Source organism: Ralstonia sp. RRA (assembly GCF_037023145.1).
Lineage (GTDB): Bacteria > Pseudomonadota > Gammaproteobacteria > Burkholderiales > Burkholderiaceae > Ralstonia.
The window spans coordinates 2363017-2379805 of sequence record NZ_CP146091.1 but is presented as its reverse complement, the minus strand read 5'-3'; the positions used below and the strand labels follow the sequence as shown (position 1 = coordinate 2379805).

General features: G+C 61.9%; 14 protein-coding genes. 13 read left to right on the top strand and 1 reads right to left on the bottom strand.

The features are described 5' to 3' along the window. Nucleotides 1-88: 88 nt before the first annotated feature. Entirely contained in the window at nucleotides 89-742 is a 654-nt protein-coding gene (gene ompA / locus V6657_RS11610) for an outer membrane protein OmpA (protein ID WP_048931654.1), read from the bottom strand. 433 nt (nucleotides 743-1175) lie between these two features. Between ompA and gyrA the strand changes: the two genes are divergently transcribed. From gyrA to V6657_RS11545, 13 genes are all read left to right on the top strand, one after another. Further along, nucleotides 1176-3842, top strand: coding sequence for a DNA gyrase subunit A (gene gyrA / locus V6657_RS11605; RefSeq protein WP_048931655.1), 2667 nt, complete (start codon nucleotides 1176-1178; stop codon nucleotides 3840-3842). A gap of 128 nt (nucleotides 3843-3970) precedes the next feature. Continuing rightward, nucleotides 3971-4531 carry a DUF2059 domain-containing protein gene (locus V6657_RS11600; RefSeq protein ID WP_048931656.1) on the top strand — a complete coding sequence of 187 codons (561 nt, stop codon included), beginning with the start codon at nucleotides 3971-3973 and terminating at the stop codon, nucleotides 4529-4531. 114 nt (nucleotides 4532-4645) lie between these two features. Next, the gene (gene serC / locus V6657_RS11595; protein ID WP_048931657.1) at nucleotides 4646-5782 is read left to right on the top strand and encodes a 3-phosphoserine/phosphohydroxythreonine transaminase; all 1137 of its coding nucleotides are present in this window, start codon (nucleotides 4646-4648) and stop codon (nucleotides 5780-5782) included. Between the two features lie 87 nt (nucleotides 5783-5869). Continuing rightward, nucleotides 5870-6985: a prephenate dehydratase gene (gene pheA, locus V6657_RS11590; RefSeq protein ID WP_048931658.1), complete on the top strand. Its 1116-nt coding sequence runs from the start codon at nucleotides 5870-5872 to the stop codon at nucleotides 6983-6985. A 96-nt stretch (nucleotides 6986-7081) separates the two neighbouring features. After that, the gene (gene hisC, locus V6657_RS11585; protein ID WP_048931659.1) at nucleotides 7082-8206 is read left to right on the top strand and encodes a histidinol-phosphate transaminase; all 1125 of its coding nucleotides are present in this window, start codon (nucleotides 7082-7084) and stop codon (nucleotides 8204-8206) included. Nucleotides 8207-8292: 86 nt separating this feature from the next. Next, complete coding sequence (locus V6657_RS11580) at nucleotides 8293-9189, top strand: prephenate dehydrogenase (RefSeq protein ID WP_048931660.1); 897 nt, start codon at nucleotides 8293-8295, stop codon at nucleotides 9187-9189. A 26-nt stretch (nucleotides 9190-9215) separates the two neighbouring features. Continuing rightward, the gene (gene aroA / locus V6657_RS11575) at nucleotides 9216-10520 is read left to right on the top strand and encodes a 3-phosphoshikimate 1-carboxyvinyltransferase (RefSeq protein ID WP_048931661.1); all 1305 of its coding nucleotides are present in this window, start codon (nucleotides 9216-9218) and stop codon (nucleotides 10518-10520) included. A gap of 27 nt (nucleotides 10521-10547) precedes the next feature. Then, nucleotides 10548-11243 (top strand): (d)CMP kinase, encoded by a 696-nt coding sequence (cmk, locus tag V6657_RS11570; protein ID WP_048931662.1) that lies wholly within the window; start codon nucleotides 10548-10550, stop codon nucleotides 11241-11243. A gap of 142 nt (nucleotides 11244-11385) precedes the next feature. Continuing rightward, nucleotides 11386-13074: a 30S ribosomal protein S1 gene (rpsA, locus tag V6657_RS11565; protein WP_039596369.1), complete on the top strand. Its 1689-nt coding sequence runs from the start codon at nucleotides 11386-11388 to the stop codon at nucleotides 13072-13074. 45 nt (nucleotides 13075-13119) lie between these two features. Next, the gene (locus V6657_RS11560; protein WP_048931663.1) at nucleotides 13120-13548 is read left to right on the top strand and encodes an integration host factor subunit beta; all 429 of its coding nucleotides are present in this window, start codon (nucleotides 13120-13122) and stop codon (nucleotides 13546-13548) included. A gap of 195 nt (nucleotides 13549-13743) precedes the next feature. Next, the gene (locus tag V6657_RS11555) at nucleotides 13744-14067 is read left to right on the top strand and encodes a lipopolysaccharide assembly protein LapA domain-containing protein (RefSeq protein ID WP_048931664.1); all 324 of its coding nucleotides are present in this window, start codon (nucleotides 13744-13746) and stop codon (nucleotides 14065-14067) included. Nucleotides 14068-14070: 3 nt separating this feature from the next. Continuing rightward, nucleotides 14071-15345 carry a lipopolysaccharide assembly protein LapB gene (gene lapB / locus V6657_RS11550; protein WP_048931665.1) on the top strand — a complete coding sequence of 425 codons (1275 nt, stop codon included), beginning with the start codon at nucleotides 14071-14073 and terminating at the stop codon, nucleotides 15343-15345. A 62-nt stretch (nucleotides 15346-15407) separates the two neighbouring features. Next, the gene (locus tag V6657_RS11545; protein WP_048931666.1) at nucleotides 15408-16772 is read left to right on the top strand and encodes a UDP-glucose/GDP-mannose dehydrogenase family protein; all 1365 of its coding nucleotides are present in this window, start codon (nucleotides 15408-15410) and stop codon (nucleotides 16770-16772) included. The last annotated feature ends 17 nt before the right edge of the window (nucleotides 16773-16789 follow it).

Sequence of the window (16789 nt, the reverse complement as noted above, 5' to 3'; positions counted from 1 at the left end):
ATTGCCGGCGGACAAATCAGTCAGAGCGCGGTGCATGGGCAAAAAAAAGCCCAGCTTTCGCTGGGCTTTTCCTTCGGTAGAAACCGAATTACTTCTTCGTGCCGACCACTTCAACGTCAACGCGGCGGTTCGGTTGCTGGCAGGCGATTTGTGCCTTGCGAGCGCCCTTGCACGACTTCGGATCAACCTTCAGCTGGCGCTTGCCCTTGCCTTCCGTGTAGACACGGTTGGCTTCGATGCCCTTGCTGACCAGGTAGCCCTTGACGGCTTCAGCACGACGGACCGACAGGCGGTCGTTGTACTTGTCCGAACCGAACGAGTCGGTGTGGCCAACGGCGATCACGACTTCCAGGTTGATGCCTTGCAGCTTCGAGACCAGGTCGTCCAGCTTAGCCTTGCCTTCCGGCTTCAGCACAGCCTTGTCGAAGTCGAACAGCGTGTCAGCAGCGAAGGTGACCTTCTCGCTGGTCGGGGCAACAGCAGCCGGAGCGGCCGGGGTAGCAGCCGTCGGAGCAGCAGCCGGAGCCAGAGCGCCGTCACACTGTGCGTTGGCCGTTGCCGGCGTCCAGAAGCCATTGCGCCAGCACAGTTCGTTCGTGCCGTTCTTCCAGACCCACTCGCTCGTGCCGTTACCCCAGTTGTCGTTGACGGCCTTCTTTTCGTAGGGCACCGACTGAGCGTAAGCGGACGCAGCCATGGCTACCGCAGCTGCAGCGAACGCGAGCTTGGCAAATTTTTTCATATTTCTCCTCTCAGGATGAGATCACCGCAGAAGACTGCGAGCAGATGGGACGAAAACAAGTCATACATTCTTCGGAGTATAACATTCTCGGTGTGGTGAAGGCTCCACTTCGAACAATGTCTGCCTCTTCGCTGGGGGATTGTGCCACAAGCACGCACTCCTAAAAAGCAAATATAAGCGATTCGAACGGGGCATCACGGCCTTGTGGTGTGTACGCAACAAGGCAGAAAACTGCTCGCAAACCCTTGTGGGGACTGGATCGGGGGTTTTGGTCGCCTTCGCAGGGAACGTGCCCGAGGTTGAGGATGCGTCGCTCGCCCGCAAGAGGGGGAGGGGGCTTGCGGCATGGTAAAATGTTCTGTTATTCGCGCAACCGTAGCGCCTTGTAGTGCTCACCTCCGTGTTCACTATCGGGCCTCCCATCGTTCGCCCAATGGATCAATTCGCCAAAGAGACACTCCCGGTATCGCTCGAAGAGGAAATGCGCAGTTCGTACCTCGCTTACGCCATGAGCGTGATCGTGGGCCGCGCCCTTCCAGATGTACGGGATGGCCTCAAGCCGGTGCATCGTCGTGCGCTGTACTCGATGCACGAGCTGAACAACGACTGGAATCGTCCCTATAAGAAGTCTGCACGTATCGTCGGGGATGTGATCGGTAAGTATCACCCCCACGGCGACACTGCTGTATACGACACCATCGTGCGGATGGCGCAGAACTTCTCCCTGCGCTACATGCTGGTTGATGGCCAGGGCAACTTCGGTTCGGTCGACGGCGACAACGCCGCGGCGATGCGTTACACCGAAATCCGCCTGTCGAAGATCGCTCACGAGTTGCTGGCCGATCTCGACAAGGAAACCGTCAATTTCGAGCCGAACTACGACGGCAGCGAAAGCGAGCCCTCGGTTCTGCCGGCGCGTATCCCGAACCTGCTCGTTAACGGTTCGTCCGGGATCGCGGTCGGTATGGCGACCAATATTCCGCCGCATAACCTGAATGAGATTGTCGACGGGTGCTTGCATCTGCTGAACAATCCGGAAGCAACCGTTGATGAGCTGATCGAGCTGATCCCGGCGCCAGATTTCCCGACGGCCGGCATCATCTACGGTATCTCGGGTGTGCGCGAAGGCTATCGCACCGGCCGTGGCCGTGTGGTGATGCGTGCCAAGACGCACTTTGAAGAGATCGACCGCGGCCAGCGCCAGGCGATCATCGTTGATGAGCTGCCCTATCAAGTTAACAAGCGCACGCTGCTTGAGCGCATTGCCGAGCTGGTGACGGAAAAACGCATCGAGGGCATCTCCGACATTCGCGACGAGTCGGACAAATCCGGCATGCGCGTGGTGATCGAGCTCAAGCGCGGCGAAGTGCCGGAGGTTGTGCTCAACAATCTCTATAAGAATACGCAGCTGCAGGACACGTTCGGCATGAACATGGTGGCGCTGGTCGATGGCCAGCCGCGCCTGCTGAACCTGCGCCAGATGCTGGAGTGCTTCCTGCTGCACCGCCGCGAGGTGGTGACGCGCCGCACCGTGTTCGACCTGCGCAAAGCGCGCGAGCGTGGTCACATCCTGGAAGGTCTGGCTGTAGCGCTGGCCAACATCGACGAGTTCATCGCCATCATCAAGGCGGCGCCGACTCCGCCGGTTGCCAAGGCCGAATTGATGAGCCGCAGCTGGGATTCGGGCCTGGTGCGCGAGATGTTGTCGCGCGCCGAGGGCGAAACCGCCGGTGGTCGCGATGCGTACCGCCCGGAAGGTCTGCTGCCGGCATTCGGCATGCAGGGCGATGGCCTGTACAAGCTGTCGGATACGCAAGCGCAGGAAATCCTGCAGATGCGCCTGCAGCGCCTCACCGGGCTGGAGCAGGACAAGATCGTCCAGGAATACCGCGAGGTGATGGCGCAGATCGCCGACCTGCTGGATATCCTGGCGCGCCCGGAACGCATTACCGCCATCATCGTCGAGGAACTCACCGCTATTCGCGCGGAATTTGGCGATGAGCGTCGCTCGCAGATCGAGCATAATGCGACCGAGTTGGATACAGAAGACCTCATTACGCCGCAGGATCTGGTGGTGACGCTGTCCCACAGCGGCTATATGAAGAGCCAGCCGATTTCCGAGTACCGTGCGCAGAAGCGCGGCGGCCGTGGCAAGCAAGCGGCCGCGACGAAGGAAGACGACTGGATCGACACGCTATTTGTCGCCAACACGCACGATTACATCCTCTGCTTCTCGAATCGCGGCCGTCTGTACTGGCTGAAGGTGTGGGAAGTTCCGGCGGGCAGCCGCAACTCGCGTGGCCGTCCGATCGTCAATATGTTCCCGCTGTCGCCGGGCGAGAAGATCAACGTGATCCTGCCGGTCAAACAGTTCGACGAGCAGCATTTCGTGTTCATGACCACCTCCAAGGGCACGGTCAAGAAGACGGCACTGACAGATTTCTCGAACCCGCGCAAGGCCGGCATCATTGCGGTGGATCTGGACGAGGGCGACTTCCTGATTGGCGCTGCCATTACCGATGGCCAGCACGACGTGATGCTGTTCTCGGATGCAGGCAAGGCCGTGCGATTTGATGAGAACGATGTGCGTCCGATGGGTCGTCAGGCGCGCGGCGTGCGCGGCATGAACCTGGAAGAGGGTCAGCAGGTCATCGCCATGCTGGTGGCGCCGGCTGAGACGGAAGCCGAAGGCGAGGGCGCGCAGGCAAGCATCGGCAGCGTGCTGACCGCCACCGAAAATGGCTACGGCAAGCGTACGCCGATCTCGGAATACACCCGTCACGGCCGCGGTACCAAGGGCATGATCGCCATTCAGACCTCCGAGCGGAACGGCAAGGTGGTGGCTGCCGCGCTGGTGGCGCCGGAAGACGAGATCATGCTGATCACCACGGGTGGCGTGCTGATTCGCACGCGTGTGGACGAGATCCGCGAAATGGGTCGTGCCACCCAGGGCGTGACACTCATCAATGTGGGTGAGGGCAACAAGCTGTCCGGTCTGCAGCGTGTGGTGGAGTCCGACGCAGAAGGTGATGAAAGTGTGGATGCGCCAGATGCCGCACCGGACGCCGATGCACAGTCGGATGACAGCGCCGAGTCATAATTGGAAACAACTTTTGCTTGCCGTTGCGCACAGTTCTGGTCATGATGCCGGACCTATGCGCGGCAGGGGCTGGAACTTTTGCATCAATCGCCCGGCCTAAACGCAACGCTTATTTCAAGGGAGCAACAATGCACAAGAGTCTCAAACTCAAACATCTGATCGTGGTGGCTGGTTTCGCTCCGCTGTTTGCTTTCGCCCAGGCTGGCGATGCTGACAAGACGGCTGCCATCAAGGAACTGCTGACGACGATGAACGTTGACGCAGCCATCAAGGGTCAGGGTGAAGTGCTGGAAAACGGCGCCAAGCAGGAAGCCCCGCTGGTGCTGGAGCAATCGCTGGTCGAGAACAAGTCGCTGAACGACAAGCAAAAGCAGGCCGCTGTCGACAAGCTGAAGAAGAATGGCGCTGTGCAGCGCATGACCGACGGCGCCGGCAAGGACTTCGAGACGGCCGCGTTCCAGAAGGATGCACTGCAAGCTCACTACGATTCGCTGGGCAAGTACTACTCGACCCAGGAAATCAAGGATCTGACCACGTTCCTGAAGACGCCGAGCGGCCAGAAGTTCATGGCCAACCAAGGCAAGGCCATGCAGGAAGTGTGGGGCAACGTGATGCAGAAGTACGGTCCGCAAGTCGGCAAGAAGATGCGCGACATGGCTGACAAGGAAGTTGCCGCTGCTGCGAAGTAATTGACCGGCGAAGGTGGACGATTGGGGCGGTAACCCCCGTCGCGCTGCCAGTTGGTGGATAATGGCTGTTTGGGTTCACGCCCAGACAGCCATTTTTCTTTTGCCCTTCTCCTCATGAGCCAAGCCGATCTCGCCATGCAAGCCAGCCAGGCACGTGTCTACAACTTTTCGGCGGGTCCGGCGGTGCTGCCGGCCGAGGTGCTGCAGCAGGCGGCGGACGAGATGCTCTCCTGGCAGGGCAGCGGCATGAGCGTGATGGAGATGAGTCATCGCGGCCGTGAATTCGAAAGCATTCTCGCGCAGGCTTTCGCCGATTTGCGTGAACTGCTGGCGGTGCCGGACAACTACGAGATCCTGTTCCTGCAGGGCGGTGCGATTGCTGAAAATGCCATTGTTCCGCTGAACCTGATGCGCCGTCTATCCGTCGATGCGCCCAAGGCAGACTATGTCGTCACTGGCACGTGGTCGGTGAAGTCGCAGCAGGAGGCGCGCAAGTACGGCGAGGTGAATATCGCCGCGACCTGCGAGGCTGAGCGTTTTCACAAGATCCCGGACGTCTCGAGCTGGAAGCTCTCAGATGACGCGGCCTACGTGCATCTGTGCACGAACGAGACCATTGTTGGCGTGGAATTCCAGGAAACCCCCGACATTGGCCAAGCGCATGGGCGCGTGGTGGTGGCCGATGTATCGAGTCACATTCTCTCCCGGCCGATCGACTGGGACGGCTATCAAGTCCTGTACGGCGGCGCGCAGAAGAACATTGGCCCGGCTGGCCTGACGATCGCCATTGTGCGCAAGGATCTGCTCGGTCATGCGCACCCGCTGTGCCCGTCGGCGTTCAACTGGCGCCTCGTGGCCGAGAACAACTCGATGTACAACACGCCGCCCACCTACGCGATCTACATCGCTGGGCTGGTGTTCCAGTGGATCAAGCGCCAGGGCGGCGTCGAGGCATTGGAGACGCGCAACATCATCAAGTCGAAGATGCTGTACGACTTTATCGACACCAGTAGTTTCTACCGCAACGAAATCCATCCGACGTGCCGTTCGCGCATGAACGTGCCGTTCTTCCTCAACGACGAGTCCCGCAACGAGGCGTTCCTCACGCAGGCACGCGAGCGCGGTTTGGTGCAGCTCAAGGGCCATAAGTCCGTCGGCGGCATGCGGGCGAGCATCTATAACGCGATGCCGCTGGAAGGTGTGGAAGCGCTGGTCGACTTCATGCGTGACTTTGAGCGGGCTTCCGCCTAAGGCATTCGCCCAACCACGGCAGAACATTGCGCGAAGCGCCTGCTTTGCGCGGCAATTTGCAATCCGTTGCCGAACCCGATTCCTACAATGACCAGTCAGTCAGACGATACGAAGCAAAACAAGGACGCCGCACTGGCGGCGGAGCTGGCGCCGTTGCGCACGCAGATCGATTCGATCGATAGCCAACTGCTCACGCTGCTCTCCGACCGCGCCAAGGTGGCGCAGGAAGTGGGCGAGGTGAAGAAGCGCTATTCGTCGCCGGCGTTCCGGCCGGACCGCGAGCTGCAGGTCATCCGCAAGATGCAGTCGAGCAATGCGGGCCCGCTGCACGACGAGAGCATCGCTGCCATCTGGCGTGAGGTGATGTCGGCATGCCGCGGCCTGGAGCAGGCGCTGCGGATCGGCTACCTCGGCCCGGCGGGCACGTTCTCGGAGCAGGCGGTGATCGCGCATTTCGGCCACGAAATCCAGCCGATGCCGTGCCCGAGCATCGACGAGGTGTTCCGCGCGGCAGAATCCGGCACGGTCGATTGCGGCGTGGTGCCGGTGGAGAATTCAACGGAAGGCGTGGTGTCGCGCACGCTCGATCTGTTCTTGCAGACGTCGCTGAAGATCAGCGGTGAGATTGCGCTGCGGGTGCACCACAACCTGCTGCACAAGACCGGCGACATGTCGCAGGTGAAGGTGGTGCGCGCGCATGCGCAGGCGCTGGCGCAGTGCCAACGGTGGTTGAACACAAACTATCCGAACCTGCCGCGCGAGGCCGTGTCGAGCAACGCCGAGGCTGCGCGCATGGCCGGTGAAGATGAAACCGTTGCCGCGCTGGCAAGCGTGCAGGCAGCCAACCGTTACGGTCTGCATGTGGTGCGCGCCAATGTGGAAGACGATCCGCACAATCGCACGCGTTTCGTCGTGATCGGCAACTATGAGACGGAGCCGAGCGGGCGCGACCAGACCTCGCTGATCCTGTCGGTGCCGAACGAGGCCGGTGCGGTCTACAAGCTGCTCGCCCCGCTGGCGGAGAACGGCGTGTCGATGTGCCGTTTCGAATCGCGTCCGGCACGCAGCGGCGCGTGGGAGTACTACTTCTACGTCGACGTGGAAGGCCATCAGCGTGACCCGCAGGTGGCGCGCGCGCTGGAAAAGCTGCGTCACGACGCGGCGTATTTCAAAGTGCTGGGGTCCTACCCCTCGGCACGCTAACGGGGACGAGGCAGGCCAGCGCTGGTTTGCAGCGCTCCCGAGGGATTCAAAAGCGCGCCTCGCATGGGCGAGGCGCTGATACCAAAGGAGCACCCGATGTCTTTGCAGTTCGGCCCGGAGTATGTCCGCGCCATCGCCCCCTATGTGGCCGGCAAGCCGATTTCCGAAGTGGCACGCGAGTTCGGCCTGGATGCCGCGCGCATCGTCAAGCTGGCGTCGAACGAGAATCCGCTGGGCATGCCGCAATCGGCCAAGAACGCCATGGCAGCCGCCATTGACGAACTGGCGCGCTATCCCGATGCCAACGGTTTCAGCCTGAAGGCCGCACTGCATGCCAAGTTTGGTGTGCCCGAAGCGTGGATCACGCTGGGCAACGGCAGCAACGACATTCTTGAACTGGCGGCCCGCGCGCTGGTGGAACCGGGGCAGGGTGTGATGTACGCGCAGCACTCGTTTGCCGTGTATGCGCTGGCGGCGCAGGAAGTCGGCGCGCGTGCCATCGAAGTGTCGGCTCGCGACTATGGCCACGACCTCGACGCGATGGCCGCGGCAATCACGCCGGACACGCGCCTGATCTATATCGCCAATCCGAACAATCCGACCGGCACGTTCCTGTCGGCCGATGAGATTGCGGCGTTCCTCGCCAAGGTGCCGCTGACGGTCGTGGTTGTGCTGGATGAGGCTTACAACGAATTCCTCAAGCCTGAACAGCAATACGACTCGACGGCATGGGTGCGCCAGTATCCGAACCTGCTGGTGTCGCGTACGTTCTCGAAAGCCTATGGGCTGGCAGGCCTGCGGGTGGGCTACGGCATTGCACAGCCGCAGTTGACCGATCTGCTCAACCGCATCCGCCAGCCGTTCAATGTGAACAGCCTGGCGCAGGCCGCAGCGGTCGCTGCGCTCAATGATGCGGAATTCCTGCGCCAATCGGCCGAGCTGAACGCCGCAGGCTACGTGCAGCTGACCGAAGCGTTTGATCGCCTCGGCCTGCAGTACGTGCCGTCGTCGGGCAACTTCGTGCTGGTGCGCGTGGGTGACGACAATAGCGCTGGCGCCCGCGTGAACATCGCGTTGCTCAAGCAAGGTGTGATCGTGCGTCCGGTCGGCAACTATGGCCTGCCGCAGTGGCTGCGCATCAGCATCGGGCTGCGCGAAGAGAACGCCACCTTCATCGAGGCGCTGGAAGTGGCGCTGGCGCAGGAAAAGGCCGCCGCATAACTTCTGTCGCAACCGTTGCGGCGCCCAGGGTCGGGCCGCACATCGGGCTACAATGCCGCTTTGCTTTTTTCTGGCAGGGCGGTGTTGTGGCCTCTTCTTTTTCCAGTTCCCGGTTGGTGATTGTCGGCGTCGGCCTGATTGGCGGTTCGCTGGCGCTGGCGTTGCGCCGCGCGGGCGTGGTCGGACAGATCATCGGCGTCGGGCGTTCGGCCGCGTCGCTTGAAGCGGCGATCCGCCTGGGGGTGATCGACGAGGCGCTGCCGATGGAAGAGGCCGTGCGCGGCGCCGACATGGTCGTGCTGTGCGCACCCGTCGCGCAGACGCTGCCGCTGTTGCTCGCCATGCAGCCGCACTTGGGCCCGGACACCATTGTCACGGATGCCGGCAGCACCAAGTCCGACGTCATCATGGCCGCCAAGACAGCGCTGGGCGATCAGGTCAGCCAGTTCGTGCCAGCCCACCCGATTGCCGGCCGCGAGCTGAATGGCGTGGAAGCTGCACTGGCTGATCTCTATGTCGGCAAGAAAACCGTGCTGTGCCCGCTGCAGGAAAACCGTCGCGTTGATGTTGCTCGCGTGCAAGCCATGTGGGAAGTGGCGGGGGCACATTGCCACATCATGTCGGCCGTGCAGCACGATGCGGTGTTCGCCGCTGTCAGCCACCTGCCGCACGTGCTGTCGTACGCGCTGGTCGCACAGATCGTCAATGCTGAAGACGGCGCGCTCAAGCTCGACTTTGCCGGCGGTGGCTTCCGCGATTTCACGCGCATCGCTGCGTCGTCGCCCGAGATGTGGCGCGACATCTGCTTGTCGAACCGCGAAGCGCTGCTGCGCGAATTGAATACCTACGAAGCGGTGATCGGTCGTCTGAAGAAGATGATTGCTGAGCACGATGGCGCGTCACTGGAGCGTGTGTTCCGCCGCGCCAGCGAAGCCCGTCTGGCCTGGCCACAGCGCGTGGCCCCCACCACGCAACCCGAATAACGTTTTGTTTTGAACTGATTGGATTCATGGAACATCTCGACGTCGGTCCGCTGAAGACGGCGCGCGGCACCATCAAACTGCCGGGCTCGAAGAGCATCTCCAACCGCGTGCTGTTGCTGGCCGCGCTCGCACAGGGCGAAACCGTCGTGCGCGAGCTGCTGGATTCTGACGACACGCGCGTCATGCTGGCTGCGCTCGACAAGCTCGGTGTCTCGGTCGAGCGCCTGGGCGAGAACGATTACCGCGTCACTGGCACCGGCGGCCGCTTCCCGAACAAGTCCGCCGATCTTTTCATGGGCAACGCCGGTACTGCTATCCGCCCGCTGACGGCCGCGCTGGCGCTGCAAGGCGGTGAGTACACGCTGCACGGTGTGCCGCGTATGCACGAGCGGCCGATCGGCGATCTGGTCGACGGCCTGCGCCAGGTCGGTGCCCGCATCGACTACACCGGCAACGAAGGCTATCCGCCGCTGGCGATCCATGCTGCGCCGGTCAAGATCGACGCACCCATCCGCGTGCGCGGCGATGTGTCGAGCCAGTTCCTGACTGCGCTGCTGATGGCCTTGCCGCTGGTCGAGTCCGCGGGCAACGTCACCATCGAAGTGATTGGCGAGCTGATCTCCAAGCCCTATATCGAGATCACGCTGAACCTGATGGCGCGCTTTGGCGTGCAGGTCGAGCGTAACGGCTGGGCGTCGTTCACCGTGCCGACGGGTGTGGCCTACAAAGCGCCGGGCGAGATCTTCGTGGAAGGTGATGCCTCGTCCGCGTCGTACTTCCTGGCGGCCGGCGCGCTGGGCGGTGGGCCGGTGCGCGTAGAGGGTGTTGGCATGTCCAGCATTCAGGGCGATGTCCGCTTTGCCGACGCGCTCAACCGCATGGGCGCCAACGTCATGGCCGGCGACAACTGGATCGAAGTGCGCGGCGTTGAGCGCGACGACGGCAAGCTCCATGCGGTCGAGCTGGATTGCAACCACATCCCGGACGCGGCGATGACGCTGGCTGTGGCCGCGCTGTTTGCCGACGGCACCACCACGCTCACCAACATCGCGAGCTGGCGCGTCAAGGAAACCGATCGCCTGTCCGCCATGGCCACCGAACTGCGCAAGCTCGGCGCCGAGGTGGAAGAGGGCGCCGACTACATTCGCGTGACGCCCCCGTCGCAATGGACCCCGCCCGCCGGCGGCATCGACACCTACGACGACCACCGCATGGCGATGGCCTTCTCGCTGGCTGCTTTTGGCCCGGTGCCGGTACGCATTAACGACCCGCGTTGCGTCGCGAAGACGTTCCCGGAATATTTCACGGCGTTCGGCGGCATCACCGCCTGAAACGCAATTAACCACCAGCAATACATCATGTCCGACGCCGCTGCTTCCACGCCGTATCCGGTCATCACCATCGACGGCCCGACTGCGTCAGGCAAGGGTACCGTCGCCCATCAAGTCGCTGACTTGCTTGGCTTTCATCTATTGGATAGCGGTTCCTTATACCGCTTGGTGGCGCTCTCCAGCATGCGCGAGAACGTCGACGACCACGATGTGGACAGCCTCGTACGCATCGCCAGCACGCTGGATGTGCGCTTCAAGGCCGATCACATCTGGCTCAAGGGCGAAGATGTGAGCTTGGCGTTACGTCACGAATCTGTCGGCAACCAGGCCTCGGCGATTGCCGTGCACGGTGCAGTGCGTGAGGCGCTGCACGCACGTCAGCGGGCATTCCTGGAAGCACCCGGCCTCGTGGCCGATGGCCGCGATATGGGCACGGTGGTTTTCCCCGAAGCGGTGCTCAAGGTGTTCCTTACGGCAAGCGTGCAGGCACGCGCCGAGCGGCGCTATAAACAATTGATTGCAAAGGGTTTTTCTGCTACAGTGGAAAGTCTTTCGCAGGACTTGGAAGCGCGTGATTTGCGGGATCGCACCCGCAGCGTCGCGCCGCTGCGTCCGGCGCAGGATGCGCGGCAACTGGATTCGTCCGACATGTCGGTTGATGAAGTGGTTGCGCAGGTACTGGACTGGTACCGGCAGGTGCAGGGCGCCAACAAGGCGAACTGACTCGGCTGAGCTGGTCCGATCGGTGCCGGTGGCATGTTGCCGCTGGCGGTTGTTCAACTCGTAACCCCGCATGCGCGTGTCTTCGCCCATTCCTAATTGAGCGAACGCTCTGCGAGGCATGTTCTGCGGATGCCTATTTTTTATGTCCCAAATTAACGAATCTTTTGCCGCCCTGTTCGAAGAGTCGATCGCCAAGTCCAATATGAAGGCTGGCGAAGTGATCTCTGCGGAAGTTGTGCGTATTGACCACAACTTCGTCGTTGTGAACGCGGGCCTGAAGTCTGAAGCATTTGTTCCGGTCGAAGAATTCCTGAACGACCAGGGCGAGCTGGAAGTGCAAGTCGGCGACTACGTTTCGGTCGCGATCGACGCACTGGAAAACGGCTACGGCGACACCATCCTGTCGCGCGACAAGGCCAAGCGCCTGGCTTCGTGGCTGAACCTTGAGAAGGCACTGGAATCCGGCGAGATCATCTCCGGTACCGTGACCGGCAAGGTGAAGGGCGGCCTGACCGTCATGGTCAACGGTATTCGTGCATTCCTCCCGGGTTCGCTCGTCGACGTGCGTCCGATCAAGGACACCACGCCGTACGAAGGCAAGACCCTCGAATTCAAGGTCATCAAGCTGGACCGCAAGCGCAACAACGTTGTGCTGTCGCGCCGTGCCGTGGTTGAAGCCACGCTGGGCGAAGAGCGTCAGAAGCTGATGGAAACGCTCAAGGAAGGCGCGATCGTCAACGGTATCGTCAAGAACATCACCGACTACGGCGCGTTCGTGGATCTGGGTGGTATCGACGGTCTGCTGCACATCACCGACCTGGCATGGCGTCGTGTGCGTCACCCGAGCGAAGTGCTGTCGGTTGGCCAAGAGATCACCGCCAAGATCCTCAAGTTCGACCAAGAGAAGAACCGCGTCTCGCTGGGCGTGAAGCAACTGGGCGAAGATCCGTGGGTCGGCATCTCGCGTCGTTACCCGCAAGGCACCCGCCTGTTCGGCAAGGTGACCAACCTGACCGACTACGGCGCGTTCGTTGAGATCGAAGCCGGTATCGAAGGCCTGGTTCACGTGTCGGAAATGGACTGGACCAACAAGAACGTGGCTCCGTCGAAGGTTGTCCAGCTGGGCGACGAAGTGGAAGTCATGGTTCTGGATATCGACGAAGACAAGCGTCGTATCAGCCTGGGCATGAAGCAGTGCAAGGCCAACCCGTGGGACGATTTCGGCCGTAACCACAAGAAGGGCGACAAGCTGTCGGGCCAGATCAAGTCGATCACCGACTTCGGCGTGTTCATCGGTCTGCCGGGCGGCATCGACGGCCTGGTGCACCTGTCGGACCTGTCGTGGCAAGAGACCGGCGAAGAAGCTGTTCGCAAGTACAAGAAGGGCGACGAGGTGGAAGCCGTTGTGCTGGCCATCGACATCGACAAGGAACGCATCTCGCTGGGTATCAAGCAGCTGTCGGGCGATCCGTTCAACAACTTCGTGTCGACCAACGACAAGGGTTCGATCGTGCAAGTTACGATCAAGACCGTTGATCCGAAGGGCGCCGTTGTGCAACTGGCTGACGACGTGGAAGGCTACCTGCGTGCCTCGGAAATCTCGAGCGACCGCGTGGAAGATGCCCGCAACGTGCTGAAGGAAGGCGAAACGATGACCGCGATGATCGTCAACATCGATCGCAAGTCGCGCAACATCAACGTTTCGATCAAGGCCAAGGACAGCGCCGACCAACAAGAAGCGATGCAGAAGTTCTCGGCTGATACCGGCGCTGCTGGTACGACGAACCTCGGCGCGCTGCTGAAGGCGAAGCTGAACGAGACCAACCAGTAAGCATCCACCGGGTCGACCCTAAAGAACGACGAGGACGCGCGCACGATGCCCATGACCAAGTCCGAACTCGTGGAGAAGCTGGCCGCCCGCTTTCCGCAGCTGTTGCTGCGGGACGCGGACATCGCGGTCAAGACGATCCTGGATGCGATGTCCGACGCCCTGGCGGACGGCCACCGCATCGAGATCCGCGGATTCGGCAGTTTTGGGTTGAATCGTCGTCCGCCGCGCGTTGGCCGCAACCCCAAGTCCGGCGAGAAAGTGCTGGTGCCCGAGAAGCGGGTGCCGCACTTCAAGGCGGGCAAGGAGTTGCGCGAGCGGGTCGATCGCAGCCTGGCGCAACAAGGTGAACCTTCTTCGGAGGGCGAGCCAGCTGTGTCGCTGATGGCTGTCAAGGCAGCGCGGCAGGCCGATAGCAACCGCCAGACCGCCGGTTTTCCGGCGGACGCGACGGTACCGCTGGCCATGTCACGCTAAGCCTAGGTTGCAGAAGGCAGTTTCAGGAGCGCCCCGGTTTTACCGGGGCGTTTTCTATTGTGGAGATGGCTTTTCGCGCCGCCCTTGGCGTGGCTGGCCATCATGTGAATCCGCTACAATGCGGCACAACCCGGCAGTCGTGTGCCGCATTGCCGCACTGCCGTTTGTTTTCGCGCCGTTTGTTACCGAGTCTGCATGAAATTTCTCGTCTGGGTCATCCGCATCCTGTTGTTCGTGCTGCTCTTTGCGCTGGCATTGCACAACACGGCGGAAGTCTCGCTGGTGTTGCCGTTTGGCGTGGCCTGGCATGCGCCGCTGATCCTGATCGCACTGGCATTCTTCGTGGCCGGGATTTTGCTCGCCATGCTGGCGATGACGCCGCGTGTCGTGCGCCACCGCTTTACCGCCAGCCGCTTGCGTCGTCAGATTGGCCGCATGAAGAAGGCGGAAGAGGTGGTCGAGCCCACTGTGCCCGTCGTTTCTGATTCCCCTTATCACGTTCCCGGCCCCAAGGTCTGACGCATGGACTTCGATCTCTGGTGGCTGTTGGCCATCCCGTTGGTGTTTGGCTTGGGCTGGGTTGCTGCGCGACTCGACGCCCGCCAGTTGCGCACCGAACAATCGTCGCTGCCGCGCTCCTATTTCAAGGGACTGAATTTCCTGCTCAATGAGCAGCCGGACAAGGCCATCGACGCCTTCATCGAGGTGGCACGCCTCGACCCGGAAACCACCGAACTGCACTTTGCGCTCGGCAGCCTGTTCCGCCGCCGCGGCGAGACCGAGCGCGCCATCCGCGTGCACCAGAATCTCGTCAATCGGCCCGATCTGCCGGCCAACGAGCGCGATCACGCGATGTATGAACTTGGCCAGGATTTCTTGCGCGCCGGCTTGCTGGACCGTGCAGAAGAGTCCCTGCGCATGCTGATGGAAGGCACGTTTGCCGAGCCCGCCAAGCGCGTACTGCTGGAGCTTTACGAAGTCGAAAAGGAATGGCGCAAGGCCATCGATGCTGCGCGCGAGCTACAGACCCTGCAGGGTAAGGACTACGCTGCCCAGATCGCGCAGTTCTGCTGCGAGCTGGCGCAGGAAGCGTTGCAACGCAAGGACGTGCCGACCGCCATTGAGTGGCTCGAGCGCGCGCTGCAGGAGAACCCGAAGAACGTGCGCGCCACCATTCAGCTCGGCGACGTGGCGCAAGGGCAGGGCGATACCGAAGGCGCGATCAAGCGTTGGCGCAGCATAGAGCAGCAGAATCCGGCGTTCTTGCCGCTGGTGGCTGAACGGCTGATGAAGGCATACACCCAGCTCGGCCGAGCGGCAGAAGGGCTGGCGTGGCTGCGTTCCAAGATGGATGCGCGCCTGGGGCCGGAGCTGCTCGATACGGTCTACAAGTATGAATTGGACGTGCACGGTATCGACGACGCCGTGGCACTGATGCGCGAGCAGATTCGCCGTCAGCCGTCGTTGATGGCGTTGACGCGCCTGGTAGAGGCCGAGGCGACGCGTGCTTCCGAGGCTGTCGGCCATGAAGCCGCCGCTACAGCCGATGTGGCCGAGAGCGCGTTGGCGGATCCCATTGAGGCTGGCAGCAATGCCGACATCCAGCGCGCGCAGGATCTCGGTGCCATCCGTGATCTTCTGCAAAGCCGCACACGCAACCTGGCGCGCTATACGTGCCAGGAGTGCGGTTTCCGCGCACGTCTGTTCTATTGGCAATGCCCTGGCTGCAACCGTTGGGAAACCTACTCACCGCGCCGTACCGAAACGCTGGGCGGCAGCGGCGGGGCTAGCATGTAATTCAGTCCGGCGCGGTTGATCTTTCATCGCGCTGGCGCTTTTCTAATCTTTGAAGTGTTCGTATGAAAATCACCATCATCGGTAGCGGTTATGTCGGTCTGGTCACCGGCGCGTGTCTGGCGGAGCTGGGCAACGATGTGTTCTGCCTCGACGTCGATCAGAAGAAGATCGACCTGCTCAACGCCGGCGGCGTGCCCATCTACGAACCGGGCCTGAAGGAGCTGATCGAGCGCAACCGTGCGGCCGGCCGCATCCAGTTTTCGACCGATGTGGCGGCCAGCGTCGCGCACGGTGATGTGCAGTTCATCGCCGTCGGCACGCCGCCCGATGAAGATGGCTCGGCCGACCTGAAGTACGTGCTGGCGGCTGCGCGCAACATCGCGCAGCACATGAATGGCTTCAAGGTGATCGTCGACAAGTCGACCGTGCCCGTTGGCACCGGAGACAAGGTGCGTGCTGCCGTGGCCGAAGTGCTGTCCACGCGCGGCAAGTCCGATGTCGGCTTCTCGGTGGTGTCGAACCCCGAGTTCCTGAAGGAAGGTGCCGCGGTGGACGACTTCATGCGCCCGGACCGCATCGTGCTCGGTACCTATGCCGACAACGACGGCCAGCGCGCCAAGGCCATCATGCGCACGCTCTACGCGCCGTTCAACCGCAACCACGAGCGCACCTTCTATATGGATGTGCGCTCGGCCGAATTCACCAAGTACGCTGCCAACTCCATGCTGGCCACGCGTATCTCGTTCATGAACGAGATGGCCAACTTGGCCGACAAGGTGGGCGCTGACATCGAACTCGTGCGCCTGGGCATCGGCTCCGACCCGCGCATCGGTTACAGCTTCCTGTATGCCGGCACGGGCTACGGCGGCTCGTGCTTCCCGAAGGATGTGCAGGCGCTGGTGCGCACTGCGCAGGAGTACGGTCAGACGCTGCACGTGCTGGAGGCCGTCGAGGCCGTCAACGACAAGCAGAAGGAAGTGCTGGTCGGCAAGATCGAAGACCGCATGGGTGCAGACCTGACCGGTCGCACGTTCGCCATCTGGGGTCTGGCCTTCAAGCCGAATACCGATGACATGCGCGAAGCGCCGAGCCGTATCCTGATCGCTTCGCTGCTCTCGCGCGGCGCACGTGTGCAGGTGTATGACCCGGTCGCCATGGAAGAGGCCCGTCATGCACTGGCGCTCGATCTTTCTGCTGAGCAGCTGGAACGTGTGACGTTCTGCGCCGGTCAGATGGACGCGCTCAAGAACGCCGACGCGCTGGTTATCGTGACCGAGTGGAAGGCGTTCCGCAGCCCGGACTTCAACGCTGTGAAGGCGCTGTTAAAGACGCCGATGGTGTTCGACGGCCGCAACCTGTTCGAGCCGCAAGCCATGCGCGATGCGGGCTTTGAATATCAGGCCATCGGGCGCTCCACCCAATCGTAATCACTGCGCTGTGACCC